The organism is Burkholderia puraquae (genome assembly GCF_002099195.1).
Taxonomy (GTDB): Bacteria; Pseudomonadota; Gammaproteobacteria; order Burkholderiales; family Burkholderiaceae; genus Burkholderia; species Burkholderia puraquae.
In genome coordinates, this window is record NZ_NBYX01000051.1 from 1 (window position 1) to 3,723 (window position 3,723).

Consider the following 3,723-nt stretch of genomic DNA (forward strand, 5'->3'; position numbering starts at 1 on the left):
GCCGCCGCCCTCTCGCTGCTCGGCTTCACCTCGCTGCCCGCCTTCGCGCTGCCCACCGGCGAGAACATCACCGCCGGCAAGGCCGACATCGTTCGCGAGAACGACGGCAGGTCGATGTCCATCAACCAGCACACCGACAAGCTCATCACCAACTGGAACGACTTCAGCATCGCCGGCAACGAGCGCGTGTCGTTCCTCCAGCCCGGCAAGCAGTCGATCGCACTGAACCGCGTGGTCGGCAACAACGGCAGCCAGATTCACGGCCAGCTCGACGCCAACGGCAAGGTCTTCCTCGTCAACCCGAACGGCGTGCTGTTCGGCTCCGGCGCGCAGATCAACGTCGGCGGCCTCGTTGCATCCACCCAGAACATCGCCGACGCCGACTTCCTCGCCGGCAACTATCGCTTCTCCGGCAACTCCACCGCGTCGATCGTCAACGACGGCCACATCGCCGCCGCCGACGGCGGCAGCGTCGCGCTGCTCGGGGCACGCGTGTCCAACAACGGCGTGATCCAGGCCAAGATGGGCCGCGTCGCGCTCGGCGCCGGCAACACGTTCAAGGTCAACTTCGACGGCAACGATCTCCTCAGCCTGCAGGTCGAAGGCGGCGCGGTCGATGCGCAGGCCTCCAACGGCGGCCTGCTCAAGGCCGACGGCGGCGAAGTGCTGATGACCGCGCGTGCAGCGGGCAACCTGCTGAGCGCCGTCGTCAACAACACCGGCACCATCGAGGCAAAGGGCCTCGCCAGCCGCGCCGGCAAGATCACGCTCGACGGCGGCACCGTCAAGGTCGCCGGCACGCTCGACACGAGCGCGGCCGAAGCCGGTGCACCGGCCGGCTCGATCGTCACGCGCGGCGAGCGCGTCGATGTCGCCGCCGATACGCGCGTCGACACGCGCGCGGGCGACACCGCCGGCACCTGGACCATCGAAGCCGCCAATGCCGGCGTGAACGGCGATCGTTCGATCGGCGCCGACACGCTGTCGCGCAACCTCGACACCACCAACGTCGCACTGACCAACACGCAAGGCGACCTGACGGTCGGTGGCCCGGTCGCGTGGAACAGCGATCGCGCGCTCACGCTCACATCGCAGAAGGGCAACGTCGATCTGCAGCAGACGCTGTCCGCCACCGGCACGAACGCCAGCCTGAACGTCAACGCCGCCGACCGGATCCGCATCAACGACGCGGTCAAGCTCACCGGCCGCAACGCACACCTCGAGCTCAACTCGAAGAACGGCCATACGCTGAACAACAAGGCTGCCGTGACACTGTCCGGCGACAACGCGTCGTTCCGCTCGAACGGCGAGGACTACACCGTGCTGCACACGATTGCCGACCTGCGTAACGTCGACGCGAACCCGGGCGGCCGCTACGTGATCGGCAACACGATCGACGGCGCAAACACGAGCTTCCGCAGTATCGCCGCAGACCGTGCGTTCTACGGCGTATTCGACGGCCTCGGCAACACGGTCTCGCGCCTGCGGATTTCCAATCCGGGCCAGACGGCCGTCGGCCTGTTCTCGCATAACGCCGGCCGTATCGCCAACCTCAACCTGCGCGACATCACGACGACCGCATCCGGTCTGCCGTACGGCGCGCAGATTTCCGTCGGCACGCTCGCCGGCAGCAACTCGGGCGTGATCTCGAACGTGACGGCCGAAAACGTCTCGGTCTCGGCGACGGGGCCGGCGATTATCGGCGGCCTCGTCGGGTCGAACTATGGCGGCACGATCGAGCACGCGAAGGTGTCCGGCCGCATCGACGGCGATCGCTACGCACTGGCAATCGGCGGCCTCGTGGGCGAGAACCTGACGCTGCTGAACAAACCGCCGGTATCGGCGACGATCCGCGACAGCCATGCCGACGTCCGCATCAACGCCGCGCACGATGGCGCCACGGGCGGCCTGGTCGGTCACAACACGGGCATGATCGAGCGCTCGTCGAGCGCCGGCAGCGTGAACGCGACAGGCAACCAGTCGATGGTCGGCGGGCTCGTCGGCATCAACGACGGCAACGGCATCATCAAGCAGTCGTCGTCGTCCGCAAGCGTGACCGCGCGCAACAATGCCGTGGCAGGCGGGCTCGTCGGCCTCAACCTGGCCACCATCGCCCATTCGCGCGCCAGCGGCAAGGTGAGCGTCGGCGAGCATGGCGTCGCGGGCGGCCTCGCAGGCGTGAACCTGGGCGACATCGACGCATCCACGGCCGACGGCGACGTGTTCGCGGCCGCATCGAGCACGGTCGGCGGCCTCGTCGGCACGAACAGCGGCCGTATCCTGAAGTCGCAGGCCAACGGCAACGTGACGGCGGGCAGCAAGGCAGTGGCGGGCGGCTTCGTCGGCTACAACGACGGCGACATCGACGCGTCGACCGCGACGGGCAACGTCGTGGCAGGCACCGACAGCCTCGCCGGCGGCTTCGCCGGGCGCAACGGCAAGACGGGTCGCATCCACGCATCCGACGCGCAAGGCCATGTCCGGGCCACGGGCAAATCGACGCTCGGCGGCTTCGCGGGTGCGAACGACGGCTTCATCGAAACGTCCCTGGCCAGCGGCAACGTGGCCGGCGACCACAACAGCACGGTCGGCGGTTTTGTCGGCACGAATGCCGGCACCATCGAGGCATCCGACGCATCCGGCGACGTGGCCGCAGGCTACAACAGCACCGCGGGCGGCTTTGCCGGGATCAACACCGGCACGCTGGATTCGTCCAACGCATCGGGCAGCGTCACCGTTCTGAACGGCAGCACGGCAGGCGGCCTCGTCGGGTTCAACCAGGGCATCGTCCGCACGGCGAGTGCCAACGGCAAGGTCCTGGCCGGTCAATCCAGCTACGCGGGCGGACTGGCAGGCCGTAACACCGGGACGATCGCGGATTCCCGCGCCACGGGCGCGGTGAAGGCGGGCGACTTCTCGTCGGCCGGCGGCCTCGTCGGCAGCAACGAGAACGGCGCCATCGCGCGGTCGGCGGCGTCGGGCGACGTCGAAGCCGGCATGCAGAGCAAGGTGGGGGGCCTCGTCGGCAGCCTGACCGGAACGGTCGACCAGTCGCGCGCGACGGGTTCCGCCAAGGGCGGCGACGCCAGCTACGTCGGCGGCCTCGTCGGCAGCAACGGCGGCACCATCACCGCGTCGTCGTCGAGCGGCACCGTCTCCGGCGGCCGCTACGCGCGACTGGGCGGCCTCGTCGGCGGCAATTTCGGCCGCATCTACGGCTCGACGAGCACCAGCCGCGTCGACGTGAAGGCGGGCTACGACCAATCCTACGGCGCACTGGTCGGCGTGAACTACGGTCAAGTGAAGCCCTGATGTGAACCCGGGCGGTTCCGGCTCCGCCGCCTGAGCGGCGCACCGGATTCCGTCGCCTGATGCGAGCAGTTTGACCGCTCGTCGCCGGCGGCCGCGAGGCCGCCGGTCGCCCCCTCCGGTCGGCCGGCCATCCCGGCCGGCCGGGTTCATGAAAATCAATCTGGATAACGAAACGATGAACAAGACCTACGCATTGGTCTGGAACCAGACCCAGGGATGCTGGAGCGCCGTCGGGGAAACCGCGCGCCGCCGTGCCAAGCCCGGCAGCGCCAAGCGCGCCGCCGCCGCCCTCTCGCTGCTCGGCTTCACCTCGCTGCCCGCCTTCGCGCTGCCCACCGGCGAGAACATCACCGCCGGCAAGGCCGACATCGTTCGCGAGAACGACGGCAGGTCGATGTCCATCAACCAGCA

The 3,723-nt window shown here is 68.8% G+C and carries 2 protein-coding genes; both read left to right on the top strand.

Annotation, left to right across the window (positions count from 1 at the left end; translation table 11 throughout):
* The first annotated feature begins 66 nt into the window (after positions 1–66).
* Positions 67–3,312, top strand: coding sequence for a GLUG motif-containing protein (locus B7G54_RS37590; RefSeq protein WP_425266540.1), 3,246 nt, complete (start codon positions 67–69; stop codon positions 3,310–3,312).
* A 148-nt stretch (positions 3,313–3,460) separates the two neighbouring features.
* The coding region (locus tag B7G54_RS37595) for an ESPR domain-containing protein (RefSeq protein ID WP_133059270.1) at positions 3,461–3,723 on the top strand (263 nt) is incomplete at its 3' end.